Annotated in this window: 21 protein-coding genes; 7 read left to right on the top strand and 14 right to left on the bottom strand. The window is 45.1% G+C overall.

What is annotated here, in order from left to right; genetic code table 11:
- Positions 1-53: 53 nt before the first annotated feature.
- Positions 54-617, bottom strand: coding sequence for a YraN family protein (locus B092_RS0104525; protein WP_018574059.1), 564 nt, complete (start codon positions 615-617; stop codon positions 54-56).
- A gap of 63 nt (positions 618-680) precedes the next feature.
- Here B092_RS0104525 and rsmI point away from each other — a divergent pair, with 63 nt between their 5' ends.
- Positions 681-1634, top strand: a complete 954-nt coding sequence (gene rsmI / locus B092_RS0104520; RefSeq protein ID WP_018574058.1) for a 16S rRNA (cytidine(1402)-2'-O)-methyltransferase — start codon at positions 681-683, stop codon at positions 1632-1634.
- A 72-nt stretch (positions 1635-1706) separates the two neighbouring features.
- Here the strand turns inward: rsmI and B092_RS0104515 are convergent, their stop codons facing one another.
- From B092_RS0104515 to hpf, 5 genes are all read right to left on the bottom strand, one after another.
- Positions 1707-2438 carry a septal ring lytic transglycosylase RlpA family protein gene (locus B092_RS0104515; RefSeq protein ID WP_018574057.1) on the bottom strand — a complete coding sequence of 244 codons (732 nt, stop codon included), beginning with the start codon at positions 2436-2438 and terminating at the stop codon, positions 1707-1709.
- A gap of 2 nt (positions 2439-2440) precedes the next feature.
- Positions 2441-3310 carry an RNase adapter RapZ gene (gene rapZ, locus B092_RS0104510; protein WP_169333959.1) on the bottom strand — a complete coding sequence of 290 codons (870 nt, stop codon included), beginning with the start codon at positions 3308-3310 and terminating at the stop codon, positions 2441-2443.
- A complete protein-coding gene (gene hprK, locus B092_RS0104505) occupies positions 3306-4244 on the bottom strand; it encodes an HPr(Ser) kinase/phosphatase (protein ID WP_018574055.1) in 939 nt (312 codons plus the stop codon). The genes rapZ and hprK overlap by 5 nt, the downstream gene beginning before the upstream one ends.
- 16 nt (positions 4245-4260) lie before the next feature.
- Positions 4261-4710, bottom strand: a complete 450-nt coding sequence (ptsN, locus tag B092_RS0104500) for a PTS IIA-like nitrogen regulatory protein PtsN (RefSeq protein WP_018574054.1) — start codon at positions 4708-4710, stop codon at positions 4261-4263.
- A 178-nt stretch (positions 4711-4888) separates the two neighbouring features.
- Positions 4889-5200 carry a ribosome hibernation-promoting factor, HPF/YfiA family gene (hpf, locus tag B092_RS0104495; protein ID WP_018574053.1) on the bottom strand — a complete coding sequence of 104 codons (312 nt, stop codon included), beginning with the start codon at positions 5198-5200 and terminating at the stop codon, positions 4889-4891.
- A gap of 437 nt (positions 5201-5637) precedes the next feature.
- Between hpf and B092_RS13690 the strand changes: the two genes are divergently transcribed.
- Positions 5638-5895: a LuxR C-terminal-related transcriptional regulator gene (locus tag B092_RS13690; RefSeq protein ID WP_018574052.1), complete on the top strand. Its 258-nt coding sequence runs from the start codon at positions 5638-5640 to the stop codon at positions 5893-5895.
- A gap of 14 nt (positions 5896-5909) precedes the next feature.
- The gene (locus tag B092_RS14650) at positions 5910-6224 is read left to right on the top strand and encodes a LuxR C-terminal-related transcriptional regulator (protein ID WP_018574051.1); all 315 of its coding nucleotides are present in this window, start codon (positions 5910-5912) and stop codon (positions 6222-6224) included.
- Positions 6225-6251: 27 nt separating this feature from the next.
- Here B092_RS14650 and ampD read toward each other — a convergent pair whose 3' ends face one another.
- From ampD to B092_RS0104470, 3 genes are read right to left on the bottom strand one after another with little or no spacing between them, the layout of a single operon-like run.
- Positions 6252-6944: a 1,6-anhydro-N-acetylmuramyl-L-alanine amidase AmpD gene (gene ampD / locus B092_RS0104480; RefSeq protein WP_018574050.1), complete on the bottom strand. Its 693-nt coding sequence runs from the start codon at positions 6942-6944 to the stop codon at positions 6252-6254.
- Positions 6945-6978: 34 nt separating this feature from the next.
- Complete coding sequence (locus tag B092_RS0104475; RefSeq protein WP_018574049.1) at positions 6979-7221, bottom strand: PP0621 family protein; 243 nt, start codon at positions 7219-7221, stop codon at positions 6979-6981.
- 22 nt (positions 7222-7243) lie between these two features.
- Positions 7244-8089, bottom strand: a complete 846-nt coding sequence (locus tag B092_RS0104470) for a cytochrome C assembly family protein (protein WP_018574048.1) — start codon at positions 8087-8089, stop codon at positions 7244-7246.
- 87 nt (positions 8090-8176) lie between these two features.
- Here B092_RS0104470 and ffh point away from each other — a divergent pair, with 87 nt between their 5' ends.
- Complete coding sequence (gene ffh, locus B092_RS0104465) at positions 8177-9676, top strand: signal recognition particle protein (RefSeq protein ID WP_018574047.1); 1500 nt, start codon at positions 8177-8179, stop codon at positions 9674-9676.
- A gap of 96 nt (positions 9677-9772) precedes the next feature.
- Here the strand turns inward: ffh and lysM are convergent, their stop codons facing one another.
- The 5 genes from lysM to B092_RS0104440 form a co-directional block, all read right to left on the bottom strand.
- Complete coding sequence (lysM, locus tag B092_RS0104460) at positions 9773-10207, bottom strand: peptidoglycan-binding protein LysM (RefSeq protein WP_018574046.1); 435 nt, start codon at positions 10205-10207, stop codon at positions 9773-9775.
- 128 nt (positions 10208-10335) lie between these two features.
- The gene (gene pip / locus B092_RS0104455) at positions 10336-11274 is read right to left on the bottom strand and encodes a prolyl aminopeptidase (protein ID WP_018574045.1); all 939 of its coding nucleotides are present in this window, start codon (positions 11272-11274) and stop codon (positions 10336-10338) included.
- Between the two features lie 4 nt (positions 11275-11278).
- The gene (gene trmB, locus B092_RS0104450) at positions 11279-12010 is read right to left on the bottom strand and encodes a tRNA (guanosine(46)-N7)-methyltransferase TrmB (RefSeq protein WP_018574044.1); all 732 of its coding nucleotides are present in this window, start codon (positions 12008-12010) and stop codon (positions 11279-11281) included.
- A 30-nt stretch (positions 12011-12040) separates the two neighbouring features.
- The gene (metG, locus tag B092_RS0104445; protein ID WP_018574043.1) at positions 12041-14134 is read right to left on the bottom strand and encodes a methionine--tRNA ligase; all 2094 of its coding nucleotides are present in this window, start codon (positions 14132-14134) and stop codon (positions 12041-12043) included.
- A 108-nt stretch (positions 14135-14242) separates the two neighbouring features.
- A complete protein-coding gene (locus B092_RS0104440; RefSeq protein ID WP_018574042.1) occupies positions 14243-14551 on the bottom strand; it encodes a hypothetical protein in 309 nt (102 codons plus the stop codon).
- 113 nt (positions 14552-14664) lie between these two features.
- Here B092_RS0104440 and apbC point away from each other — a divergent pair, with 113 nt between their 5' ends.
- The 3 genes from apbC (at position 14665) to B092_RS0104425 (ending at position 23965) form a co-directional block, all read left to right on the top strand.
- Positions 14665-15789 (top strand): iron-sulfur cluster carrier protein ApbC, encoded by a 1125-nt coding sequence (gene apbC / locus B092_RS0104435; protein ID WP_018574041.1) that lies wholly within the window; start codon positions 14665-14667, stop codon positions 15787-15789.
- Positions 15790-15925: 136 nt separating this feature from the next.
- Positions 15926-17782, top strand: coding sequence for an autotransporter assembly complex protein TamA (locus B092_RS0104430; RefSeq protein WP_232244282.1), 1857 nt, complete (start codon positions 15926-15928; stop codon positions 17780-17782).
- Positions 17783-17794: 12 nt separating this feature from the next.
- Positions 17795-23965, top strand: coding sequence for a translocation/assembly module TamB domain-containing protein (locus B092_RS0104425; protein ID WP_040608141.1), 6171 nt, complete (start codon positions 17795-17797; stop codon positions 23963-23965).
- Positions 23966-24019 lie beyond the last annotated feature (54 nt).

Genomic DNA, 24019 nt, shown 5'->3' with positions numbered 1-24019 from the left:
TCATAGCCGAAAGTTTAGTCGGGTGATTGTTGAACCGAGTAACCTGAAGCAATTTAATAAAATGCATTAATAAACCACCGATGGCTTTGCTCTTCGCCATCATAAGTGACTACATCAAAGCGGCAATAGGGTGGTTCATTGAGTCCTAGGTGTTGGTGCAACTTGGGTAAAAAGTAATTAGCCGCCAGTTTAATCTTACGTTGTTTTTCTTTGGTGATGCTGGCTGCTGCATTGCTAATATGCCGATGACTACGCTGACGCACTTCTACAAAGACTAGGGTGCTTTTATCTAGCATTACACAGTCAATTTCTCCTGCCTTGCAGCGTAGGTTTTTGGCGATTAAGCGCAGACCTTTTGTTTGCAAAAAACTAATCGCTCGTTGCTCAAAAGATTGTCCCTGAGCTTGAGAGGATGAGAGGCTAGGAGAAGGTGCCGACTTAGTTGAGTGAATACTCGCTCTTCTTTTGTTGCGCCTTTTACCATAGCGACCGTATGGGCGTCGCAAGTCTGGTGTTGAAGCTAAATTAAAAACGACTTCCTGCTCGCAGGGAACCTGTTGCATGGCAACTTTAAGCGTTGTGTTATTAATATTAATTTGAGTCTTGTCATTTTTCATAATAAGCTCACCTTGCTGTAGGCTAGGGGTTAAAATCTTATCTTAGTCATGGGAAGGTGAAAAATGAGTCAAGAGGGATCAAATTGTCTACCTAGCTTAGCAGCAGCTGATGCTGAGCATGAATTAATTAATATGACGGTGCAGGAGCGCTTGTCGCGTCAGCAATGGCCGTCTCACTGCCTTTATGTGGTGGCTACGCCTATTGGTAATTTGGCCGATATTTCGCAGCGTGCTTTGTATGCATTGCAAATGGTTGATGTGATCGCCTGCGAAGATACGCGCTCTACGCAAGTATTGTTAAACGCTTACTCAATTCATAAGCCGTTAATTGCAGCGCACCAGCATAATGAGTCGTTAGCTGCGGAGAAAGTGATTGAGCTGTTAGCGGCGGGCAAACGAGTCGCCTTAGTCTCTGATGCAGGTGCGCCTGCGGTCAGTGACCCGGGCTCTAAGTTGGTTGCTAAGGTGCATGCGGCAGGCTTCAATGTGTCTCCTATTCCCGGGCCATCTGCAGTTATTACGGCCTTGATGGCTAGTGGGTTTACGACAGATGAGCAGCCAAGTTTCGCCTTTGCGGGGTTTGTCCCAGCCAAAAAGAATGCGCGTCAGGCGTGGTTGCAGTATTGGTTGGCACAACCTATGACGGTAGTTATGTATGAGACGCCCCATCGCTTAAAAGAGTGTTTTAAGGTGCTGACTGAGTTGTGTGCTACACAGCCTGCTCGCAAGATCATGGTGGGGCGTGAGTTGACTAAGCGCTTTGAGCAAATTCAGTGTCTGCCGATTGTAGAGCTGTCTGATTGGCTCGCTGTGGATAAGCAAAGAGAAAAGGGTGAGTTTGTTTTAGTGTTTGAACCACCCAGCAAGAGTCAAGTCAATCATGACTATCTGCCTTTGTTAAAGGAGTTGCTGGCGCATGGCGTATCGGTACGAGACAGCGCAAAAATCCTTCACAAAGTGATGGGCGTGTCTAGGGATGAGGCTTATCAAGCGGCGTTGGAGTTGAAAGATAGCTAAGCGGATCAAAAAGCGCCTACTTAAATGAATAAGTTAGGCGCTTGTACTCGTAGCAAGCTCTAGGCTAACAGCTTAAAGACTTGGTTTGCCTTTGGGTAAAAGCTCAATTTTGACATTGGCTTTACCTTGTTGGAGCATACCAATCGCTTTGGCAGCAGCATACGACATGTCAATGACGCGATCACCATGAAATGGACCGCGGTCATTAATGCGCACTACCACACTTTTGCCTGTGATCTCGTGGGTTACACGCACGACGCTGTTAAGAGGCAGCTCTTTATGGGCAGCGGTTAGCTCATTTTGATTGTAGCGCTCGCCGGCAGCCGTTTTTCGACCATGGAAACCGGGACCATACCAAGAAGCTTCGCCTATTTCGGTAAATTCAGAGATGGAAGCAAAAGGGGTGTATCGTATGCCTTTTACGACATAGGACTTACCACGCTTAGCACGGACATGTTGACCGGTTAAACCCTGCTGGCTCTCAGCACGTAAGGTAGGTTGAGTTTTTAAGTCATGCGTAAGCTCAATGGCGGCTTGCGGGTTTAAGGCGGCTTGCAACTCTTCCGCACTGTGAGTGGGAGCGTTTTCTAGCGAACCGTTAAATAGACTTTCATATTCGCTTTCCGGAAAAATACCGTGTACGGTAATGCGGAAAGATTCGGTTGTAGGTGTGTTTGTGCTTTCACTCTCCCCAATTAATTGCTGGATTGAGGAGTCTTGCTGTAGGGCAGCGGAGGCTATACTTGAAAAAAATAAACCGCCAACACATACAGCAGAGAGCAATGATTTTTTTATACTCATCATGATTATAGGTTGGGCGTCTGGGCTCTGTGCCTGACGCGTAGCGACTTATGATTGGAGAATATCTTGGCTAATTGCTCAACAACATAAACAGAACGATGCTGTCCGCCGGTACATCCAATGGCTATAGTAAGATAACTGCGTGTGTCTTGCTGATAACAGGGAAGCCATTTTTCAATGTAACTGGCGATATCTTGGATTAGCTCATTCACAATATCGAATTGTGATAACCATAAAGCTACGGGCTCATCACGACCGGTCAAAGGACGCAGCTCACGGTCGTAATAAGGATTTGGTAAACATCTTACATCAAAAACTAAATCTGCGCTAGAAGGAACACCGACTTTAAAGGCAAAAGATTCGAAAGTCAAAAGGATACTTCGAGTATCAACACCCACGAGGTCCTTTATCCACGCGCGAAGTTGGGCAGGTTTGATATTTGATGTGTCTATGTTGTGTTCCTGCAACTTTAGACGGGCTAAATGCTTTCGTTCGTAGCGTACGCATTCCTCTAAAGAGGGTGTTTCTCCCTCCGTATTATTTACACGGTCTGTTAGGGGGTGGCGCCGGCGGGATTCAGAATAGCGCTGGAGAATAATGTGATCATCAGCCTCTAAGAAAATAGTCAGGACTGGCGTGCCTCTGGCTCGTAACGCAGTGATAATGTCGGGTAAACTGCCAATGTCACCCGGCGTGCGGATATCAATTGCCACTGCTACTTTTTTGATCGCGGCATCACGCGTGGTGGCGACAAAGTCATGTAGTAATTGAATGGGTAAATTGTCTACGCAGTAATAACCCAAGTCCTCTAATTGGTTTAGAGCAACACTTTTTCCTGAGCCGGAAATACCGGTAATTAGGACTAAGGGGCTAATCTCTTGGTTCATCTTTTGAGCTTTCCATGATGGCTTGTGATTGACGTTCCATAAACTCAGCCAAGGTGTCAATGCCGCGTAATTTTAAGATGGTGTTGCGTACCGCGGCTTCTACTAAAACGGCTAAGTTGCGTCCAGCGATAACTGCTAGTTTAACACGAGGAATAGGCAGACCTAAAACCTCTTCACTTTGTTCATTGAGAGGTAAGCGCTCAAAGTCTTCGCCGTGTGATTTCACTAGGTGCACGATCAGTTTAAGATTCATTTTGCGGCGAACTGAGGTTTCACCAAAGATGGTTTTAATATCTAAAAGGCCGATACCTCTTACCTCTAGGAGGTTTTGTAGGAGGGTATCACATCGCCCCTCAATGACACCAATCGCCGGCCGACTCAGCTCAACCACATCGTCAGCGACTAAGCCGTGTCCTCTTGAAATAAGTTCGAGTGCTAACTCGCTTTTGCCGAGACCGGACTCGCCGGTAATAAGGACGCCTAGCCCAAGGACATCCATAAATACTCCGTGGACTAAGGTCTTTGGTGCGTAGCGACGACTTAGATAAATCCTGATGGCATCAATTAAATAGGCCGCATCAACGATACTGCTCAAAAGAGGAATGCCTTGCTGTAGACAAAACTTATATAGCGTGTTTGGTGTCTTTTGGCCTTCGGCAATAATAATACAAGGGGCATTATGATCCCCCAGTTCTTTAAGTAAGCGCTTTTGCGTTGCTTTTGGTAGGCCATTAAAGAAACCCACTTCCTCAGTACCAAATACTTGAATGCGATCGGGGTGGACCATATTTAAATGGCCTATCAAATCAGCTGAAGACAGGTCAGTTTCAGGTAGTGCTTTGTCGCCAAATTCTTTATTGGCTATCCAAGATAAATGCAGGCTTTCTCTATGTTCTTTTGCCAATTCTTGGATTGTTACCATGGGGATACCTTAGGGCTTATGATTGAGCAAAGAGATGATAGATTGCCTCTTCATCGTCTAGTGATTGTAGCTGAGCTCTAATTTCTTCATTGGATAATGTTTTTGCTAGAGAAGCTAAAATTTCCAAGTGCTCTTGAGTGGCATTTTCAGGGACCAGTAGTATCACCAAGATATTGACATTTTCATTGTCCGGGGCGTCAAAAGGGATAGGATTGGCCAAACGCATAAAAGCCGCAGCCGGCTGAGTTAAGTTTGGAATGCGGCCGTGAGGTACAGCTACCCCATGTCCTAAAGCCGTAGAGCCAAGCCTCTCTCTGGAAAAAAGGCTATCAAAGACAGTTGAGCGAGAAACTCCTTGATGGTTTTCAAAGAGGAGAGCTGCCTGTTCAAAAGCACGCTTTTTGCTTGTGACATTTATATCGAGAAGGATATTCTCAACGCTCAAAATATTCGCAAATTGGTTCATATATGAATGATTTACCTCGTGATGAGGATTTAATTTCACTAAAAATTAGGATAAGTTCAGCGGATTGCTGGATTTATTGCAGTGCAATAGAACGACTATAAGAGTAGTTATAGATCAATACTGCCTAAATAATCAATACATGATTATTTAGGCAATGCGTAAATGTGGTTTTTAAGACCTAAACTGCGCGTCGGGCAGCGTCAGATTTTTTAGTTTTGTGCTTAAGAACCATACGATCTGCTTTGTCAGCTAGCATGTCAATCGCCGCATATAGATCATCTTCAGTAGCCTCACAAAATAGCTCTTTGCCGGGAACGCGGACAGTAATATCTGCACGATGCTTAAGTGGCTCAACTGATAGGTTGATAATGGCTGCTGTTGCATTATCCGTGTGCTTAAGAACACGTTCGATTTTCTTCATGACGTATTCACGGATAGCCGGTGTAACCTCTAGGTGGTGACCGTTAATAGATAAGTTGGTAGAACTCATAAGCACCTCTCTTGGTTTGTTATTAAAACGCCTCAATAATTCCTACTCTAGCACAAATATGACATTAAGCAAGATTGAAAAATACTAATGGATATTTAATGTTTTTATTTTGTTATTTAATTGGTTTTATAAAAAAGAGGACTTTATTTTTAGTAAAACAAGATTTTTTTATAAAACTCAAGAAATAATTTTCAATTTTTCAAAGAATAGTTGTTTTTTTGCAAAGCAAATGGGTGTGTTTTTTTAGGGTAATTGCCTACAAATCTAAAAAAACTACTTATAAATAACATGAGGTAACAATTTGCTTGTTTCGATGGGGGCCAAATTACTATTTAATTGAAACATCTTGCTTCGGGTGGGAGATTAGAAGCAGGAATTGCTTCTTTATTTTCATGATAAAGAAATCATATCAATTAAAAGTAAGGAGTTTTTAATTCATGAAAAACATTGTTTATGAGAAAAACAGTAAGTCGCCGGCTGCGGCAGTTATTGGTTTGACTAAGCGGGAGGAAAGTATTTGCAAGCTGGTGGTTCAGGGGTGCAGCAATAAGGAGATTAGTAGCCGCTTACTCATCTCTGAGCGTACGGTAGAAACACATAGAGCAAATATTTTTAGAAAACTCAGTGTACATAATGCAGCTGAATTACAGCATGACTATGGTCGTTTTTTTTATAAAAACTTGGGTAATCAATAATTTTATGGTGCATTATGAAAACAAACTCTTTCAACAAGAAACAAGCAACAGAAAAGCACGTTAAAGCTAATAAAGCAGATGAAGAAAATAAACTAACGAATAAAAATAGACCTTTTACGATGGACCTGATGACCAATAGAGAAAGAGAGATTTTTCTTTTAATTAAAAAGGGACTAACCAGTAAAGAGTGTGCTATTGCTTTGGATCTTTCAGTTCGAACAGTCGAGGTTCATCGCACCAATCTAATTCAAAAATATAATGTTAAAAATATTGTTGAATTGGTCTTTCGTATTAACCAGGAAGAGCGCATTAAAAATAAGCATCCGTAGTATTTATTATAACTACTAGTTAGCTTATTAAGGCTGCTGTCTTTTGAGCCAACCGGCGCTTTTGCCATAATATTGCCAATTGAAGTATGGACCGGGGTCTTGTTTGCGTCCAGGTGCAATATGCTCGTGACCTCTGACAGCAGTCAAACCATAGCGTCGTTTTAACGCGAGGGTTAATAAAGCTAGACGCTCATACTGAATCTCTTCAAATGCGGTGGTGCTATTACCTTCAAGCTCAATGCCGATAGAGTAGGGGTTACACGGTCCACGTCCGATAAAATCTGACTTACCGGCATGGAAAGCCATCTTTTCTGTGCTGACAAACTGGATGATTTGTCCATTGCGACGAATTAAAAAGTGTGCTGAAACGCGTAAATCCTTTATTTCTTCAAAAAAAGGATGCTGTGTCGGATTTAGGTGATTGGTAAAGAGCTGTTCGATGTAGGGGCCGCCAAACTGATCCGGTGGTAGGCTTATGTAGTGAATCACTAATAAGCTAGGCTTGATGCCTTTGGGCCGACCAGAGTAATTAGGTGACATGACGTGCTTCAGAAGCACCGGTTTGCTTTGATTAGGAGATCGAGTCCGAGTTTGTCTTGCAGGCACTGCGGTCGGGAGATTGAAACCCGAACTGATATAGCCGGTATATTGTCTTAACCAGCCATGGCGATCGATTTTGAGTGTAGGTGTTTTTTTCTTGGTGTCACTCGAGAGTTTCATCTCCGGCTCCTAAACTGTCTCTAGTTTTTAAAGCTTATTGTTTGTCAGCCTCTTTTGCGTGTTCTAGGCTGCACCATGTCTGATCATGGTAGTGTACCGCTTCGTTTTCAGGCAGGTGTACGCCACAATGAGCGCATTTGACAATAGATACAGCCTTGATGTTATTAGCACGTTGCTGGTTTTTATCTCGTTGTATTGCTTGACGAGCATTGCCCAAGGCGCGATTAATTAATAAGAGCGCGATAAAGATGATGGCGGCTAAAATTATAAATCTCATTTAAACCTTAAAGTGCTTGATCCTACTGTCTGAGAATCATTTCAAAAACAAATCTAGAACCAGTATACGCTAACATCAATAGGAAGAAACCTAGTAGATTCCATCGAAGAGCAATACGACCACGCCAACCCCATAGCGCGCGTCCCGCTAATAAAAAGGCAAAAACTATCCAAGCAAGTAGGGTAAATAAAGTCTTATGATCATAGGGTAGTAATTGGTCATAATAACGTATGGAAACCCAGCTGCCGGTGATGACAGAAAGTGTCAGTAAGCCAAACCCTATCCAAATTAATCTGAATAATATGCGTTCTTGCAGTAGTAGAGGAGGCTGTGCCTCAATTAAGCGGTTGAAGAGTTTTTGCTTAGAATCAAAATCATGTGGTGTATGCAGGTGCCGATCCAAAACGGCAGTTAATAGGGCTTGAATGGTCGCGAGTGCAATGAAGCTATAGGCAAAGAGAGAAATAATCAAGTGGATACGGAAGATCTCACTGTTAACATTAATGATCAGACCAGTATCGGTGATGGGAAAGAATACGGTCAATAAGCAGCCCAGAGCACTGGTGATGCCTAGTGGGAGTAGTAGTGCCTTTAGTGACACGAAATTACTCTCAATCCAGAAAATGAACATCCCAATCCAAACGGTTAAAGATATGCTGAGCGCCCAATTTAAGCGTATATGGTCGCTGTAGAGCATTGCCGTGTGGACGGCGCAGCCATGCAAGAGTAAAATAAGCAACAACGTCCAGTGGCGGAGCTTATTGTGCTTTTCCAGCGTTTGGTTTTTCCACAAAGGATACCAAATTGAAGCTGCAAGCAACAGATATGCCAAAGCTGATAGATAGTGCAATACAATGTCTAGTGACATAAAGTAGAAAGGCTTCTTTTAATTAATTAAAACAATAAGAATAAAGATCATTATATACCTTTCTGCCTAACCATAGAGTGATGAATAATGCTTGATAATTTAACTGATCGTTTATCTAGAGTAGTAAAAACTATGCGTGGACAGGCTCGTCTTACCGAAGCCAACACGCAAGAAATGCTGAGAGAAGTCCGCATGGCCTTATTAGAGGCGGACGTTGCTTTGCCCGTTGTTAGGGAGTTTGTTCAGCAAGTCAAAGAAAAGGCCATGGGTCAAGAGGTCGTGGGCAGTTTAAATCCCGGCCAGGCTTTGGTAGGTGTTGTTAGCGATGAGCTTACCCGCATCATGGGTGGTGACTTATCACTGGCCGATACCGAATTATCTTTAGCTGCACAACCGCCGGCAGTCATTCTTATGGCCGGTCTACAGGGTGCCGGTAAAACGACGACGACCGCTAAATTAGCGCGTCTCCTGATTGAGGGTGAGCTGACTCAAAACGGCAAAAAAATTGATAAGAAAAAGGTCATGGTGGTGAGTGCTGACGTTTATCGTCCGGCCGCTATTGATCAGTTAAAGACAGTTGCAGGGCAGGTTGGTGCTGAGTTTTTCCCTTCTGATAGCTCACAACAACCTTTAGCGATTGCCGCTGCTGCTTTGGATCACGCCAAGCGTCATTTCTACGATGTTTTGATTGTGGATACGGCAGGTCGATTGGGCGTTGATCAAGACATGATGGACGAGATTAGTGCACTCCATAAGTTTTTAAAGCCTGTTGAGACCTTATTTGTAGTTGACGCGATGCAGGGTCAAGATGCTGTCAATGTGGCCAAGGCTTTCTCAGACGTATTACCATTAACCGGTGTGGTGATGACTAAGCTGGATGGTGACTCTCGTGGGGGTGCTGCGCTGTCGGTACGTCACGTCACCGGTAAGCCATTGAAGTTTGTCGGTGTGTCCGAGAAGCTAGATGGTTTAGAGGTGTTTCATGCGGATCGTATGGCGCAGCGTGTGCTTGGTATGGGAGATATTCTCTCTCTTGTCGAGCAGACTAAGCGTAATATCGATATCGCTGAAGCCGAAAAAATGGCCGCTAAGATCAAGAAAGGCGACAAGTTTGATTTAAATGATTTTTTAGAGCAATTACAGCAAGTCAAAAAAATGGGTGATATGGGCTCAATGCTCGAAAAGTTGCCGGCTCAGTTTTCCGGTATGGCAGGGCAGATGCAGGGCCCGGAGGCTGAAAAGCAGCTTCGCCGCACTGAGGGTATTATCAATTCCATGACCATCGAAGAGCGCACGAAACCCGAGCTTCTTAAGGCGTCGCGTAAGCAGAGAATTGCTAAAGGTGCCGGTGTGCAGGTGCAGGAAGTTAACCGTTTGCTTAAGCAGTTTGAGCAGATGCAAGGGATGATGAAGCAGTTCCAACGAGGCGGTATGCAAAAGATGATGCGTGCCCTAGGTGGCTTAGGCGGCGGCCTTGGCGGTTTGATGGGGGGCGGTCTTCCTGGGATGGGTGGTGGTATGCCCGGCATGCCCGGTATGGGCGGTGGCCGCGGTCGTGGTGGTAGCAAGAAGAAGCGCCGTCGTTAATAACGCTGTGTGTACAATGACAAAAATGACAAAACCCTAAGCGATAAGCTTAGGGTTTTGTCTTCACTGATACTGATACGATATATAACCGTTGAATTATTTAGGGATACGTAATACTTGGCCCGGGTAGATCTTGTCAGGATGCGACAGCATTGGCTTGTTGGCCTCAAAAATTTTCATGTAGTCGTTGGCATTGCCATATTGCTCTTTGGCGATTTTAGATAGTGTATCGCCCGATACGACCGTGTAGAAGTTTGATTCGTCTTCGGCGTTGTCGGCTTCTAACTGATTGTCGACTTCTGCTACACCAATGGTGTTACCCAGGGCGATCGCAATTTTTTCAGCGGTTGCGGAATCATTTGTTTTGCCTTTGACTACCACTTTGTCGCCGTCAACAGCGATATCTAAGCCTTCGGCATTTAGACCGTGTTTATCTAGTTCTTTTTTAAGCTCGTCAGCGGTTGCTGCTTGCGCTTCGTTGCCGCCAAAAATCTTTTCACCTACGTTTTTTACAAAGCTGATTAAACCCATTGTTTGCTCCTTAAGTGCAATTTAGTAAAAATGATACTAGCTAAAACTACCCATTCATCTTAACAAACTGTTTATTCAAGTATATTAATTTTGTGTAATAATTTGCAGCTTGCTTGCTCATGGTGGGCTTAAAGCGTTGCGAATTTGTCGGTTGCGGCTAATAGCGCACTTAAAATCCCCGGCTCATTAAAAGCATGACCGGCATCAGGAATGAGATGGAGCTCTGCGTGTGGCATTACTTTGTGTAAATCCCAAGCGGTTTGGCTTGGTGTGCACATATCGTAACGACCTTGGATAATCACGGTAGGAATATTAGCCAATCGATCTGCGTTATGAATTAATTGCCCTTCTTCCATAAAGCCGGCATTGACGAAGTAGTGATTTTCAATACGGGCAAAACTAAGAACGGCATTTTTGTCGCCAAAGCTGAGTGCTTTATTATCAGTTTCTAAAAGTGAAATGGTAGCGCCTTCCCAATTGGCCCAAGCATAGGCACAGCGTAGCATTTCTTCTTCATCTTCACCCGTTAGGCGGCGATGGTAAGCGCTAACTAAATCATCGCGTTCATCTTCGGGGATAGGGGCTAGGTAATTTTCCCATTTGTCTGGGAAGACAAAGCTTGCACCCTCTTGGTAGAACCAATTAATTTCCTTTTTGCGTAAGGTAAAGATGCCGCGTAAAATTAAACCGGTGACTTGTTGAGGGTGGGTTTGAGCATAGGCTAAGGCTAAGGTCGAACCCCAAGAACCACCAAATACGAGCCATTTGTCCGTGTCTAAAATCTCTTTGCGAAGACGCTCCATATCAGCAATTAAATGCTGTGTGGTATTGTTTTCGAGTGAGGCGGTAGGTTTTGAGCGACCACATCCGCGCTGGTCGAACAATAAAATATTGTATCGCTCAGGGTTAAATAATTGGCGGTGATGAGGGCTGCAGCCAGCGCCTGGGCCACCGTGCAAAAAGACTACAGGCTTGCCTTGCGGGTTGCCGCAAAGCTCCCAATAGATTTGGTGACCATCACCGCTATCTAAATAACCATGTTTATAGGGTTCGATGCTTGGATACATAGGCTTATTTCTTTTCAAAAATTAAATCCCACACCCCATAGCCTAGCTTGATGCCACGGTTTTCAAATTTAGTCAACGGGCGATAGTCCGGTCTGGGTGCAAACTCTTCAAAGCGGTTTTGTAGCGCATCTTCGTTGCTGAGGACTTCAAGCATTTGCATGGCGTAGTCTTCCCAGTCAGTAGCACAATGAATATAGCCCCCCGGTTTTAGGCGACTAACTACTTGCTTAATAAAAGGCGACTGTATTAGGCGACGCTTGTGATGGCGCTTCTTGGGCCATGGATCCGGGAAGTAAATATGTATACCGTCTAACGAAGTGGGTGGCAGCATATGGTTGACCACATCAACGACATCGTGCTGTATGATGCGAATATTGGAAATGACCTCTTCATCAATGCGATTGAGTAGGGCGCCGACACCACCTGAGAAAACCTCTACGCCGAGAAAGTTTTTGTCGCTTGATGTCTGAGCGATTTTGGCCGTAGTCTCGCCCATGCCAAAGCCAATTTCTAAAATTGTTGGTGCTTCACGCTTAAAAACTTCCGTATAATCAATCATCTCAGGTTGATAAGGTAGGCACCAAGTTTTAAACAGGTCGCCCTCAAGTGCCTTTCTTTGTTTGGGTGTCATGTGTACGCTACGGTGTACGAAGCTTTTAATATGGCCCCAGTCTTTTTTTTCCTCGGCGGTCTCTTCGCTGAAGTTTGTTTGATGATCAGTATTTGTCGTGTTCATGTTTTTTCTCACATACTAACTAGTCGGCTATTAAAGAATGCGCATGCCGGGTTTAGCGCCGTTAAAAGGCTCTAGTATGTAAATGCCGGGATTGTTCTTGGTGTCCGCATGAGAAGCTGCTAGCACCATGCCTTCAGAAATACCGAACTTCATTTTTCGAGGGGCCAAGTTAGCAACCACGACAGTTAGCTTGCCAACCAGTTGCTCTGGTTTGTACATCGACTTTATGCCGGAGAATACCTGACGGGTTTTGCCTTCGCCGACGTCTAAGGTTAAACGTAATAGTTTATCAGCGCCCTCGACGGACTCACAGTTCACAATTTTGGCGATACGGAGATCGACCTTTGCGAAGTCATCAAAGTTGATGGTTGGCGCAATGGCTTCGCCACCGGGTTTTACAGTCTCTTCGGCTGGGCTGTCTTCTGTCGTATTTGCTGAGGTCGCTTCTAATAGCTGGTCTAAATGTTTTTCTTCGACACGTTGCATGAGGTGCTTAAATGGGGTGATGGTGGTGGGTAGCTCAGCGGCGTCATCCCAAACAAAGTCACGACCTAAGTCAAACAGCTCATTTGCCACACGAGAGGCTAATGCCGGTAATACAGGGGCTAACAATACAGAAAGCGCTTTGAAACCGGCTAAGGCGCGAGAGCAAATGTCTTGTAGACTTGCTTTGGTTTCTTCAGAAGCGTCACTAATACCTTTGGCCATAACCCAGGGTTGGGCTTGGTCGAAGGCTTGGTTGATTTTATCGGCCTGCGCCATGATGGTGCGAATAGCACGAGCATATTCTCGCGCTTCAAAGTCAGTGGAGACTTGCTCGCTGAGCGCTTTATACTCAGACTCAATAGCTGATTTATCGCCGAGATAAGCGAGCTTACCATCAAAATGGCGGCTGATAAAGTTGGCCGCACGGCTGGCAATGTTAATGTATTTGCCGATTAGATCGGAGTTGACACGAGCTATAAAGTCATCGGCGTTAAAGTCTGTATCCTCGACGCGGCTATTTAATTTGGCTGCTAAGTAATAACGCATCCACTCCGGGTCCATGCCAATATCTAAGTAACGTAATGGCGAGATACCAGTGCCGCGACTCTTAGACATTTTTTCGCCGCTCACTGTGATGAATCCGTGCGCATGTAAACCATCAGGGGTTTTGCGACCGGAGAACTTCAACATGGCAGGCCAAAATAGCGCATGGAAATAAATAATGTCTTTGCCGATAAAGTGATACTGCTCTGTATCAGAGTCAGGATCTTGCAAGGCATCAAAATCGATACCTTCTTTGTTGCAATACGCTTTTAGTGAAGCTAGGTAACCAACCGGTGCGTCTAGCCAAACATAGAAATATTTATTTGGAGCGTCAGGAATTTCGATGCCAAAATACGGGGCATCACGAGAAATATCCCAGTCATCTAATTTGCTTTCTTCGATGCTGTTACCAAGCCATTCGCGCGTCTTTGCCAATACTTCAGATTGAAGATGAGGTTTGCCTTGGGCGTTTTTACCTTGGGTCCACTCTAATAAAAAGGCGACGCAACGCGGGTCAGACAGATTAAAGAAAAAGTGCTCAGACGATTTCAAAATCGGTGCCGAACCGGTCAGTGTAGAGTAAGGTTCAATTAATTCTGTAGGAGAATAGGCTGTACTGCAATGCTCACATGCATCACCATATTGATCCTTGGCGTGACAGCTTGGACATTCCCCCTTGATATAACGATCGGGTAAGAACATCCCTTTGACCGGATCGTAAAATTGCTCAATACTGCGCTGACTAATAAAGCCGGCCTCTTTGAGGGCGTAATAAATGTCGTGAGAAAGCTCAGTATTTTCAGGACTGTGTGTGTTATGCCAATGATCGAATTTGATATTAAAACCGTTTAGATATTTAGGTCTTTCGGCAGCGATTCTGGCGATCAACTCTTCGGGACTAATGCCCTCGCTCTCAGCTTTGAGCATGATCGGCGCGCCGTGTGCGTCATCAGCACAAACAAAATGGACCGTGTGGCCTGCCATGCGCAATGCTCTGACCCAGATATCAGCTTGGATATACTCCATGATATGACCGATATGAAAAGAACCATTGGCATAGGGTAAAGCAGTAGTAACGAAGATAGTGCGAGACATAAGTGACGATGATTTAAAAAATAAAGGATTAATAGCTATTAATCCTTTATTCTAATCTATTGGGAACAATTTAATGAATCGATGAGCATTTATTAGATAAGAGAGTGATTATTTGAGCTCTCTGAATTCTACATCCGTCACCTCAGATTCCGGTGGTCGTGTAAAATTATCTGTTTGGCCCCGATACTTATTTTGGTAATGTGTTTTAAAGTGCCGGGCTTTGCTACGGGCGCGTGTGCTGTGCTCTTGCCAAAATTGTTTGGCAGAGAATGAGTTGCCGCGAAAGCGATTGACAATATAGAAAATAGCTACGCCGATTAGCAGGATGAAAATAAATGTAAAGGCCAATATCAAACTAATAACAGAGATAGCAATAAAGGCTATAGTGGCAAAAACACGTTGAAAAATATCTTTCATGTTACGAAATACTCCATGCGTTGGTCTGGTTTTCGTAGTCTAAATAGCAATACAGAATTAATATGACTTATTACTTATTTAATTCTACTTTATAAAATTGGAAAATTATCGGAATGAACGCAGAACTTGCAACCTTATACAGTCGCTTACAAAAAGAACTGGTCGATCCCAGTTTAGGAATTAATATTGGTCACAAAATCAAAGAACGTGACTTGAGTATGAAAAAAGGTGTGATGTCTTTACTTAAGGGCTCAACGCTACATATCAAGTTTGAGCCCGGATATTTTTTGGGTACAGACAAAGAAAAAGTGATTGTTCATATTCGTCAGATCGCAGAGGAATGCGGTTTTCATGAGATCGAGATTGAGTGGTCTGATTTAATTCGTAGTCATATTGTTCAAGGTAGCCTTAAGCCGCTAAAGTCAGTTAAAAATATTATTGCTGTTTCGTCAGGTAAAGGCGGCGTGGGTAAGAGTACGACCTCAAGCAACATCGCTTTAGCATTAGCACAAACAGGTGCTCGAGTGGGCATTTTAGATGCCGACGTATACGGTCCGAGTCAGCCGTTAATTTTAAATATTGAAGACGCAAAAGTTGAGAGCACAAGTGAGGGTGAAAGCGGCCGTATGAAAGCCCAAGAAGCTTACGGTTTAGCCGTTAACTCTATCGGTTTTATGCTGGAACCTGATGCGCCCGCCATCTTGCGTGGCCCGATGGTGGCGCAAGCGGTTGAGCAATTATTAATGCAAACTGCATGGCCGGATCTAGATTATTTAATTATTGACATGCCGCCGGGTACCGGTGATATTGCTCTCACGCTGTCGCAAAAAGCGCCAATGACAGGAGCAATTGTGGTCACAACTCCACAGGACGTGGCCTTGTTAGATGCTCGTAAGGGCCTGCGCATGTTCCAAAAGGTTAATATACCGATTCTAGGTGTCGTGGAAAATATGAGTGTTCATGTCTGTACTAATTGCGGTCATGCAGAGCATATTTTTGGCGAAGAAGGTGGTAAGAAAATGTCTGAGGAGCTTGAAGTGCCTTGGTTAGGGGCTTTGCCATTAAGTAAGAAGGTGCGTGAGCAAACTGACGCGGGTCAACCAACCGTTATTTCTGACCCGGAATCAGAAGCCGCTAAGCGTTATGCCTTGATTGCTCGCCGTTTAGCCTTTAATATATCAGAGTTACCTGTGGATCGTTCCGGCGCTTTCCCTAAAGTGGTAGTAGAAAATATATGATCTTAATGTGTTTTCATTAAGATACTCAGACTAATAACTTATTTAATAGCTGATGGATTCGACGAGTAAATTTCTTCGTAAGTCCCCTTGTGTATTATTAATAGGCCTCTTAGGCTCAATTTTCGCTGATTCAGCGATGAGCCAGTCTGAGTCGTTAAGTGGGCCTATTTATGAGCGTGAACGCCAACAAGCGGTGCAAAAAGAAGCCCAAGCATTGGCCGAGGCAGAGGCTAGAGCTATCGCAGAGGCTGAGGCTGAGGAAGAAGCCGCGGCGCTAAGAGTACCTGAAGTTATTATTATGCCGGGAGGCTTGGATCCGGAGGATTTAGAGGTTGTTCATACGGCTATCTCTTCGGTGGTGCGTCAGGCTGACGATCAGGATAGTCGAGAGGCTGATCGAATTCGTCGGCGTGGCAGGGATGCGGTACTTTCTTCCCTTGCGACCAGAGGCTATTTTGATCCTGAAGTAGTTCTTGAGGTGGGTGAGGACTTCGAGGGTGATACGTGGGATATTAGTATCGTCCCGGGTGAAAAGACCGTCGTAAACTCAGTCACCAATGACTTTACCGGTACCATTGCAAATTCGCTGAGCTATCAGCAGCGCATTGAGGATCTGCGTCAGGATTGGGGGCTTCCTGAGGGTAGGGTCTTTATTAATAAAGAGTGGAGCAAAGCGAAGAGCTCGTTATTAGAGGCAGTAGCGGCAGAGGACTTTTATCTCGCTCGTATGCCTCATTCTCAAGCGCTGATTGACCCGGATGAATCGAGCGCTGACTTGCATACGGTGGTAGATAGTGGACCGGTTGTTCGTTTAGGTCATACTGAGGTGCACGGTTTACGCCGGGTGCCTCTCAGTTTAATCCGGCGGTATGTGCGCTATGAACCGGGAGAGCATTTTTCCCAACAAAAACTCGATGAATGGCAACAAACACTGCAATCGACTAATTTTTTCCGTGGTGCTTTTGTGACAGTCAAAAAGCCCGAAGACCCGACCGTCTATGCTGAAGAGGAAGTTAGTTTGCCGGTGTTGGTGCGCGTCACCGAAGGGCCGGCACGTATTCTCACCGGTGCGGTTGGTATTGACGATGTAAACATCTTTAGAGTCGAGGGGGTTTATCGTCAAAATGTGGTTTGGAATAAGCCGTTCACCATCGAAGCGGGGGCTACCTTAGGTGTTAAGGAACAGCGCGCCTATCTCGATCTTTACCGTCCGCCAAATTATGATGGTACCGTGGACAGTTTCGGTATCGTGGCCCGTCATTCTGATTTTTCAGATGAGGAAGTATCACGCTTTGCCTTAGGTTGGCGTCGTACCAATGAGTTTAAGTTAGATCCAAAAAGTCGAGTAGAGTTTGAAAGTCGTTGGTCAGCGTCATTGGCTTACGATTCGGTGCGTCGCTCCGGGCAAGAAAAATTTGAACTGCCCAGCGCAGTCGCTACCTATGACTTGTTACGACGAGATGTGGATAACAAGTTCGATCCTCGTTCGGGTAATTTAATTGCCATCGGTCTCGGTGTGGGCGCAGATTTAGAGTATGGCGATCCCTTTGCCCGAACATCTGCGCGAGCGCAACAATGGTGGCCGGTAGGGCGTCGTGACAATATTACCGTGCGCGCTGAGGTGGGTTATGTGCATGCAAAGGATAGTACCCGTATCCCAGACGACTTCGGCTATCGAACCGGTGGTGCCGGAACCATTCGCGGTTACCGTTATTTCGGTATTGGTCAGCATGTCCATAAAAGCGTGATCGGTACGCGTGCTTTGGCTGTAGCCAGTGTTGAGTACACTCATTATTTAAATAACACCCTTGGGGTAGCTTATTTCATTGATGCCGGTGATGCTGCGCCAAGTTTTAAAGACATGAGGATGCATGTGGGTTATGGTGTGGGTGCACGTATCAAAACACCGGCAGGTCCTTTGTTCTTAGATGTAGCATATGGGCAGAGGGACCGAAAGTTGCGTTGGCACTTCTCTTTAGGCATGGCTTTTTAATAGCACAAAATTATGAAACTGTTCAGATTTAGTTGGTTAAAACTGCTCGCGTTTATTCTAATATTGCTTTTCTCTGTATTGGCATTTTTAGTGGGGACGCAATCAGGAAGTCGTTGGCTATTAAATACCGTCATGTCACAGATCAACGGTCGAATGGTTCAGATTGAAGGCACGATTTGGAGTGGTATCCGTAGTAAAGAGCTTGAGGTGACGACACCTGCGCTCAAGATTGTTGCCAATGATAATGCGCTCGCAGTGAATTGGTTGAGTCTGCTCCGCGCTCGTTTGCAAGTTGAGCATCTCACGACAGCGGATCTGAACATAGAGTTTTTTCCTACCGAACCTAAACTAGAAGAAGAGTCCGACTCAGAGTTAAGCCTACCTATTTCTATACAGGTTGATAAGGTATCGGTCGGCAAGTTTACTCTGACCGACGCTAAAGGTAAAAACTTACCCGTTGGTTTAAGTAATTTTGATTTAGAAAATTTAGTTTTAAATAGCACAGGTGATACGACCGCTGAGTTGCAGAGCTTAACTGTGACGCATCCTGATGTGACGAGCGAGTTAAATGGCACAGTTACACTGGATAAACTAGCGTATCCATGGCCGATGCATTTGAAGCTAACGACGGTAAATACAGGTTTGCATACGCAATCTCCTTTGTGTGTCGACTATTTATTGGGTAAAAGTCGCGGCCTAAGAATTCAGGCGATTTGTCAGATTGATGCGCAAGCAGAGATTAATGGTGGCTTGGAAGATCTCAATATTAAGTTAACCGCTGATGGTGTTGATCAGGGCCTTGATCTGGATGTCGAAGCAGGGCTTAACCTCGCGTCTTCTATTCCTTTAACAAAAGCAATCATTGATTTACAGGTAGCGAAAGATATGCGCCTCCATACGGAAATTCATTCCGAATCGCGAGAGGTGGCGTCGGCGGTAGAGGGTGAGACCCAAAGTGTAGTCAGCCGTTTAAGCGGTCAAGTCAGTACCGATAGATTTAATCTGGGTATGGTGAAAGCAGACTCCCGTTTAGATTCAGACCTTAACTTTGTCGTTGATTTTAATGAACAGGCTCAGTTGCAGTCTTTGGCGCTTAAAGGGGGCGTTTTTCGAGGAAGTCGTTGGGGCGGCGAAGCATTAAATGCGGGCATTAATATCAATGCGGATTTAAGCGATGTGTTTGTCAAAGAGGGTGTGACGGCATGGGAGTCGTTGCGCTTAGCAAACTCCGATGTATTAATTAATCTCGGTGACAATACAATAGAAACAAAAGGTCAATTTTTAGCTACCGAACAACCGCTTGACGGGCTACAGCTGCATGCCGATTTGCAGGATTTGTCTCAGTTGGCCGCAGGAATGGTCGGCACGGCAGAAGTCAAGTTGAATATGCTGGGCAATATCAGAGACCATGATATTAAGGCGTCAATTAACTATGCCCCTGACGTGGTTGATGTGGAGTCCTTGACTGTATCTGAATTAGCTAAAGCGCGACATGGTTTAGGAAAAGAACCGCTGGATCTGCACTTTGATTTAATCGGTGAGTTAAGCAGTACAGAGGGGCGCTATCACTGGCAAGCAAACTTGGACAGCTTATCACTTCAGCATGCCGGTTTTGTAGTCGAGCAAAAAGACACATTAGCGCTTCGCTTTGAGCAAGCAGTTAATGATTTTTTATTAGAAATAGGTCAGACTGATTTGGCACTTACCCTCCCCGGTGAGCATGAGGGTTTTTTGCAACATAAAAAAACAGAACTTAGGTCGGGTGGTTGGCTGACGCAAGGTGGTTTTAATGAGCTGGCGCTTGAAAATCGCTTACTGCAGTTGCTTGGCATCGAAGAAAATCTTGCCGCGACGCTAGCTGCACTGCAAGCTAAAGAAATTGACAATCTATCAGCAGCAGAGCGTCAGGCTCATCTGCAAGCGATTGCCGATGTGAAGAATCTCATTGCCGTAAAAAAACAAATTACGCCGATTGTTTATGATGGTGATTGGGCTTTAAACGCCCAGCCTGATTTAGCGGGCACAATTAATTTGCAGCGCCATGCAGGTAGTACTATTTTGCCATTAACGCATCCCCTACCTTTAGATTTAGCGGATATTCAGGTTGAGCTAGGAACAACTGTTGATGAAGAAATACAGCAATCACTTGTCTCCGTGCAGGGTACCGGGGAGCAATCGAAGCTACACGCGGACCTAAGTATTGAAAGCGGTTTTGCGATGGTCATCAAAAAAGCGACTATCGCTTTGACCAGTATCGATGGCGGTTCGCTAAAAGCAGAGATTAATACATCAAGAGACCAAGAGCGGGATCAGGTGCAGCTGTGGACTGCCGATTTAGATGCTCAGAACTTTAGCTTAAGTGATTTTAGTTTAGGCCATTTGCCTGAGCAGTCTTCTTTAAGCTTGCAAGGTGCGCTCAATGCAACAATTATGCAGCGCAACCAGATTTTGAACTTACAGCCGGATATTGTTATCAAACCCGGTAGTTCTTGGAATGAGCATGCATTACATGGTCAAATTAAGGCGCTAGTCGATTTAACCGGTGTCTTTGCCTTAGCTCAACAGATTGAATTAGATCAGAGCTTAGCCGCACCTAAATGGTATCAATTAAGATTGGAAGATGTCGATACGCTTATTTCTTTAGGTGGGTCATCGATTAAATTAGCGGGCGAGCTTGGTGCTGAGGGTGATGAGCTAAAGCTCGATGCAGACATGCCGACCTTAGCTTATTGGTGGCCCGACTTGCCGGGGCAGATACAAGCTGATTTATTACTGAGCGGCAATCCCGAGCACCATAGTTTAACTCTTAATTTTTTGTACGATAGCTTTTTAGCAAGTGATGCTGAAGAGCAGCCTCTGTTATTTAATCTTGATTTAGATGGTGAGGTGCTGTTTGAAAATACCACCCCATATAGTTGGCGGTTTGCTGTTGGCGACTTAGGTGCTTCGTATGCTAGTGTCGCGTTAGCTAATCAAAAACCCTTGGTTGTTAATTTGAATTTGCTCACTGATAAACAGCAGTTTAGCTGGGAAGTGGGGGAAGCGGATTTAAATCTGAGCTATCCTGACGGTCGTCAAAGTGTCATTCACCATCAGTATAGTCAGGGGCAGTCGCAGCATTGGGAAACTCAAGGCTCATTGACTGACATGATTGCCAGCATGCCACTCTATGAGTATTTGTTAGCCATGGCAGATGCCTTAACTGATAAAAAGTTACTGACTACTGAGAAAGTCGCGCAAGTAAGTTCAGATGACGAGCTGGTGTTTGATGGGGCGTGGGACTTTAAGCAAGAGGCTCAGTTAAGTGGTCGTTTCGATTTAGTACGTAAATACACCTCGGGGCGATGGCCATTTCCAACGCCGGTGCCCTTAGACTTTGATAAGCTTAGCGTTCAAGTGGGTGACGGTACAGAGACTGAGCAGGCTGCAGGTTATATTGCTCATGCCGGCGGCATGCATATTCAGGCCAGTGGTGAAGGGCCTAACTCAAATCTCGATGCCAATGTGTTTTTACATCCTGCCAGCCCTTTTATGCTCGAGCAGGCTCAAGTGAATTTATCCTTACCCGATGCATCGACCTTAAATGCTCATGTGTTTACAGGGACAGATGGTGAGTATCTGGAAAATGTTCGTTTTTATGGACTAGTCCAGACGAGTGGTATCCCCTTGGATAAGGTCAGTTATGGCGCTGTGCCTCCCGGTATGATTAATGGGGATGTACATTTTAATGTCATTTTGTCAGAGGATAATCAACCACGTCAGGCCTTTATTACCGGAGAGTTTGCTGATGATAGCCGTTGGAATAATCAAGCCTTACAAGGCAATATAGACCTCGGCTTGTACTATCAGGACCCGCATAATTTTAGAGTCAATAAGGCGGATATTGATTTGCGTTTGGGGCAGAGTCATATTAATTCAAAGGGCGCATTTGGCGAGTTGGATGATAGTCTTGTGTTGGCTGTTAAGGCGCCGCGTCTTAATGATTTGTGGCCCGGTTTGCCGGGGTCTGTGAATCTGGACTTGAAGCTGGATGGTACCATTGCTGACAATGTACTGGTTACTAAGGGACGTTTTAGCCAGGGGGATTTCAAAGCGGTTGGTAAGGCACCGATTGACTTTGAGTTGCGTGCTGCCGGGGGTTGGCAGGCTTTGACCGAAGAAGGTTATGAGGGCTGGGCAGGCACTGTTGATTATCTTGATGTGCAGCATGCAGGCTTTGAAGTTACTCAAGCCGAACCGGTAAAGCTAAGTATCATTCCCCAAGGTGTTGACGCTAAACCGCAGTGGGATGTGGGAGCCTCCAACGTCCGTGTGGTCTTGCCCGGTAACCACAAAATAACACTCGAACAGGATGGTTCTCAAGGTAAAGCGGGTCAGTTTGATACGCGTGGAGCCATTCGAGGTTTTACTTTAACCCCTCAGTTGATTAGTGATTTACAGGAGGCTTTTGGTATTGAGTTAGCTAGTCGCGGCGAGTCGCTCAACCATGGCATTGTAGTGCGCGGTCGTAAGGCGACGGAGGTTAACCCACCTGTATTTGATTTGGTGTGGGATTTTGATTTTGATGGTGCATTAAGTGGCACCGCTAATCTTGTCAAACTAAAGGGTGATTTTTTAATCCCTAGTGATCCACCGGTTGCTCTTGGTTTAGAGAAAATGGAGCTCAGTCTTAATAGCCAGCCTCAAGGCGATAATCTGAGTCGTTTAACTGCTAATTTAGATCTGGTAACGAAAAGCAAGGGTAGTGTTCAAGGAACAGCGCGTTTAAATTTAAATGGTTTTAATCCTGTTTTTGATAACAATACCCAGGCCAATATTGTCGGTCATATGGATGACATTTCATGGTTAACAGGCTTAACGGGTGACTTGCTCGAGTTAGGCGGTCGCGTCGATCTTGATGTCAACGCTAATTATCATGGTGGGAATTGGGTCACATCGGGTGGTGTCAAGGTTGAGGAGTTGCGTATTGTTGAGGTGGAAAATGGAATACGCCTGCTTAACGGCACCTTGGATTTAGGGCTTAATGGCAATGATGTCGTCATTAACCGACTACATTTTCCGAGCGTGATCCGTATCATGCCAAATGAATGGCGTACTCGCCAATGGATTGAAGAAAATCCCCCGGCTCAAAATGGCAGTTTAGATATTAGCGGTCGTTGGAATCTGCAAAGCTCACGCGGTCAGGTACAGGTGCTTTTCGATCATTATCCCGTGTTGCAGCGAACGGACCGTTTTGCCATGATCAGTGGTGAGGTCAATGTTGACGCTGCGTTGCCGAGAATTGTTGTTGGCGGTAAAGTGACGGCTGATGCGGGTTGGGTGAGTGTGGATATTAAAGGGACAGCGCCCACCCTAGACTCTGATGTCGTCATTGTTCGTAAGGGAGAAGAGGTTCCTGAGGCAAAGCCGTCAGAATTGGATTTAGACCTGAATTTTACAGTTGACTTAGGGCCTCGTTTCTATGTGGTCGGTTTTGGCCTGGACGCCGGTTTGGTTGGCGCCATTACCATTAAGCAGGCAAATAATATGCTGAGTGCCGAGGGGCAGTTTAATACCCGAGGTGGTGCCATCGAAGCGTATGGACAACGTCTGCAAATTCGCCGCGGTCGCATTGCCTTTCAGGGGGATATTGCTAACCCTGTGTTAGATATTGAAGCCCTACGAAGAAACCTAGAAGTAGAGGCGGGACTGCGTGTCGTGGGCAATGCGCGTAACCCTAAAATCAGTTTAATTTCCTATCCTGAAGTCAGTGAGGTTGAAAAGCTTTCTTGGCTTATTATGGGGCGTGGTCCCGATAGCGGCGGTGGTGATTTGGCTATGCTGTTAACCGTAGGTACGTCGCTCTTAAGCGGTGATGCCACGAGCGAACCGCTTCATCGACAAATAGGTCTTGATGATGTTGCTATCCGCAAGGGAGATGTCGGGGAGTCGGGCTCGATACTTCCTCGCCGAACAGTAGGGGATAGTACGTCCTATTTAGGGCAAAATGATATATCAGAGCAGTTTATACAACTGACGAAGCAGTTAAGACAAGGTGTCAGTGTCAGTATTGAGCAAGCACTTTCAGGCAGTGGCACCGTGGCTAGAGTGAGTTATAACCTAATTCGTAACCTCACCATTGACGCAAAAGTAGGTACGGTAAGTGGTATTGAAATGGTTTATCGACGATTCTTCCGTGACTAGACCTTGGTTAAGGCGGGGGCGTAGTAAACTAACACTTTATAAAATTTAATCGCA

The sequence above is a fragment of the Oligella ureolytica DSM 18253 genome, assembly GCF_000373745.1.
Classification (GTDB): Bacteria; Pseudomonadota; Gammaproteobacteria; order Burkholderiales; family Burkholderiaceae_B; genus Oligella; species Oligella ureolytica.
The sequence above is the reverse complement of the archived record's forward strand: the minus strand, read 5'-3'. Positions and strand labels throughout refer to the sequence as shown.

Bases quoted from the DNA above. Each gene is read 5' to 3' on its own strand.
- hpf (WP_018574053.1), bottom strand. From the start codon at position 5,200: ATGAGTTCTACCAACTTATCTATTAACGGTCACCACCTAGAGGTTACA.
- B092_RS0104440 (WP_018574042.1), bottom strand. From the start codon at position 14,551: ATGAAAGATATTTTTCAACGTGTTTTTGCCACTATAGCCTTTATTGCT.
- hprK (WP_018574055.1), bottom strand. From the start codon at position 4,244: ATGGTAACAATCCAAGAATTGGCAAAAGAACATAGAGAAAGCCTGCAT.
- rsmI (WP_018574058.1), top strand. From the start codon at position 681: ATGAGTCAAGAGGGATCAAATTGTCTACCTAGCTTAGCAGCAGCTGAT.
- B092_RS0104525 (WP_018574059.1), bottom strand. From the start codon at position 617: ATGAAAAATGACAAGACTCAAATTAATATTAATAACACAACGCTTAAA.
- B092_RS13690 (WP_018574052.1), top strand. From the start codon at position 5,638: ATGAAAAACATTGTTTATGAGAAAAACAGTAAGTCGCCGGCTGCGGCA.
- trmB (WP_018574044.1), bottom strand. From the start codon at position 12,010: ATGAACACGACAAATACTGATCATCAAACAAACTTCAGCGAAGAGACC.
- metG (WP_018574043.1), bottom strand. From the start codon at position 14,134: ATGTCTCGCACTATCTTCGTTACTACTGCTTTACCCTATGCCAATGGT.
- B092_RS0104470 (WP_018574048.1), bottom strand. From the start codon at position 8,089: ATGTCACTAGACATTGTATTGCACTATCTATCAGCTTTGGCATATCTG.
- lysM (WP_018574046.1), bottom strand. From the start codon at position 10,207: ATGGGTTTAATCAGCTTTGTAAAAAACGTAGGTGAAAAGATTTTTGGC.
- B092_RS0104475 (WP_018574049.1), bottom strand. From the start codon at position 7,221: ATGAGATTTATAATTTTAGCCGCCATCATCTTTATCGCGCTCTTATTA.
- B092_RS0104425 (WP_040608141.1), top strand. From the start codon at position 17,795: ATGAAACTGTTCAGATTTAGTTGGTTAAAACTGCTCGCGTTTATTCTA.
- B092_RS0104515 (WP_018574057.1), bottom strand. From the start codon at position 2,438: ATGATGAGTATAAAAAAATCATTGCTCTCTGCTGTATGTGTTGGCGGT.
- ampD (WP_018574050.1), bottom strand. From the start codon at position 6,944: ATGAAACTCTCGAGTGACACCAAGAAAAAAACACCTACACTCAAAATC.
- ffh (WP_018574047.1), top strand. From the start codon at position 8,177: ATGCTTGATAATTTAACTGATCGTTTATCTAGAGTAGTAAAAACTATG.
- B092_RS0104430 (WP_232244282.1), top strand. From the start codon at position 15,926: ATGAGCCAGTCTGAGTCGTTAAGTGGGCCTATTTATGAGCGTGAACGC.
- ptsN (WP_018574054.1), bottom strand. From the start codon at position 4,710: ATGAACCAATTTGCGAATATTTTGAGCGTTGAGAATATCCTTCTCGAT.
- pip (WP_018574045.1), bottom strand. From the start codon at position 11,274: ATGTATCCAAGCATCGAACCCTATAAACATGGTTATTTAGATAGCGGT.
- B092_RS14650 (WP_018574051.1), top strand. From the start codon at position 5,910: ATGAAAACAAACTCTTTCAACAAGAAACAAGCAACAGAAAAGCACGTT.
- apbC (WP_018574041.1), top strand. From the start codon at position 14,665: ATGAACGCAGAACTTGCAACCTTATACAGTCGCTTACAAAAAGAACTG.